Annotated in this window: 4 protein-coding genes; 1 reads left to right on the top strand and 3 read right to left on the bottom strand. The window is 70.2% G+C overall.

Annotated elements, in window-relative coordinates; genetic code table 11:
• The 3 genes from RIF89_RS14965 to nusA all read right to left on the bottom strand — a co-directional run.
• The coding region (locus RIF89_RS14965; RefSeq protein WP_375294491.1) for a translation initiation factor IF-2 N-terminal domain-containing protein at positions 1-104 on the bottom strand (104 nt) is incomplete at its 3' end.
• A 72-nt stretch (positions 105-176) separates the two neighbouring features.
• Positions 177-461 (bottom strand): YlxR family protein, encoded by a 285-nt coding sequence (locus tag RIF89_RS14960; RefSeq protein WP_375294490.1) that lies wholly within the window; start codon positions 459-461, stop codon positions 177-179.
• A gap of 35 nt (positions 462-496) precedes the next feature.
• Positions 497-1,489: a transcription termination factor NusA gene (nusA, locus tag RIF89_RS14425; RefSeq protein WP_309069766.1), complete on the bottom strand. Its 993-nt coding sequence runs from the start codon at positions 1,487-1,489 to the stop codon at positions 497-499.
• Between the two features lie 163 nt (positions 1,490-1,652).
• Here nusA and RIF89_RS14420 point away from each other — a divergent pair.
• A partial coding sequence (locus RIF89_RS14420) for an alanine:cation symporter family protein (RefSeq protein WP_309069767.1) occupies positions 1,653-2,087 on the top strand: 435 nt, incomplete at its 3' end.

The following is a 2,087-nucleotide window of genomic DNA, read 5'->3' as shown; positions in this document are numbered from 1 at the left end:
GCCGGTCCCTTGACGAACTCGCCCATCTCCTTGAGCTTGGCCATCGCGACCTTGCTCTCGACGCCGACTTCCGCGGCGATCTCGTGAACGCGTGGGTTTGCCACTTCTCTCCTGTCCTGGTCCGCCCAGGACAGGGCGGACGTCAATTGCTGACGGGTCTCATTTCGAGCCGCTCATCAGTTGTCCATGTGCCGTTCGTTCCTTCGGTCGGGGCTCGGATCGAGCCCGTCCTGTGCCCACCGTGCGATGGGCGAGGCATCCAGGTGCCGTTGCCGCAGGGCCCGCGGGATCGCGCGGAGCGCGCGTTCCGCGCACTGCTGCGTCGGATGCACCCACGCCCCTCGGCCGGGAAGCCGCCGATCGAGATCGACGACCGCCGTGCCGTCCTGCGCAGCGATCCGCACCAGGGATGCGGGTTCAGTGCGCGCGCGACAGCCGAGGCACGTGCGGATGGACTCCACTCTACAGGACGACACGCCCGGGCGGCAGGGGCCGCTCAGTCCTCGTCCATGACGGAGTCGGGCTGGATGTCGATCTTCGCACCCGTGAGCTTCGCGGCGAGCCGCGCGTTCTGCCCCTCGCGGCCGATCGCGAGCGAGAGCTGGAAGTCGGGCACGAGCGCGCGGACGGCCTTCGTCTTCGCGTCGAGCATGAAGGCGTCGGAGACGCGGGCGGGGCTCAGCGCGCTCGCGACGAACGTCGGGAGGTCCTCGGAGAAGTCGACGATGTCGATCTTCTCCTCGCCGAGCTCGGCCTGCACGGCGCGCACGCGCGAGCCGAGCTCGCCGATGCACGCGCCCTTCGCGTTGATGCCCTCTTGCGTCGCGCGCACCGCGATCTTGGAGCGGTGCCCGGCCTCGCGGGCGATCGCGACGATCTCGACCGCGCCGGAGGCGATCTCCGGCACCTCGAGCGCGAAGAGGCGACGCACGAGCGAGGGGTGCGTGCGGCTCACGGTCACCTGCGGGCCGCGCTGGCCGCGCTCGACCTTCGTGACGAAGACGCGCATCCGCTGGCCGTGCTTGTACTCCTCGCCCGGCACCTGCTCCTCTGGCGGCAGGAGCGCCTCCATGTCGTCGCCGAGCTTGACGTGCACCATGCGCGGGTTCGTGCCCTGCTGCACGATGCCGGCGATGATGTCGCCCTCGCGGTCCTTGTAGGCGCCGAGCACCGTCTCGTCGCTCTTCTCGCGCAGCGCCTGGAAGATGACCTGCTTCGCGGCGGTCGCGGCGATGCGGCTGAAGTCGTCGGTGTTCGCGGGCGACTCGCCGATGCGGTTGCCGTCCTCGTCGAGCTCCGGCTCGTAGAGCGTCACGTCGCCCGTCTTGCGGTCGACCTCGACGCGCGGCTGCGGCGCGTCGGGCGCGTGCTTCTCGCCCGAGCGGAGGTGCGCCTGCAGGATGGCCTGCTCGATGATGCGGATGAGGTCGTCCTGGGAGATCTCCCGCTCGCGCTCGACGGTCTTCAGCACGCTCAGATCGATCTTCACTTGTGGCTCCTTGTCCTGCGGTTCCGGCGGCACCGAATGCCGACCCATCAGTCTACAGGCACGACGGCGTGCGCGGCGGGCGGGCTGCGAGGACGGGGGCTCTCGGGACCGTCCCGTCCCCCGGGGTCTAGGGTTGACGCCCGTGGACGCGCTCGAATCCCTCATGCTCACGGCCGGCGACTTCTGGTGGACGTGGGTGGTGCTGCCCATCCTCGCCGCGCTCGGGGTGTACTTCACCGTGCGCTCCGGCGTCGTGCAGCTGCGGCTCCTGCCGGAGATGTTCCGGGTGCTCGGCGACAAGACGCCGAAGGATCGCAGCGGCCGGCCGCAATCGGTCTCCTCGTTCCAGGCGTTCACGATCTCGGCGGCATCGCGCGTCGGGGTCGGCAACATCGCCGGCGTCGGCACGGCGATCGCGATCGGCGGCCCCGGCGCGGTGTTCTGGATGTGGACGATGGCGTTCGTCGGCGGCGCGTCCTCGTTCATCGAGTCGACGCTCGCGCAGCTCTACAAGCACCGCGACGCGGACGGCTTCCGCGGCGGGCCGGCCTACTACATGCAGCGCGGCCTCGGGCAGCGCTGGATGGGTGCGCTGTTC

The sequence above is a fragment of the Microbacterium sp. genome, assembly GCF_031178525.1.
Classification (GTDB): Bacteria; Actinomycetota; Actinomycetes; order Actinomycetales; family Microbacteriaceae; genus Microbacterium.
The sequence above is the reverse complement of the archived record's forward strand: the minus strand, read 5'-3'. Positions and strand labels throughout refer to the sequence as shown.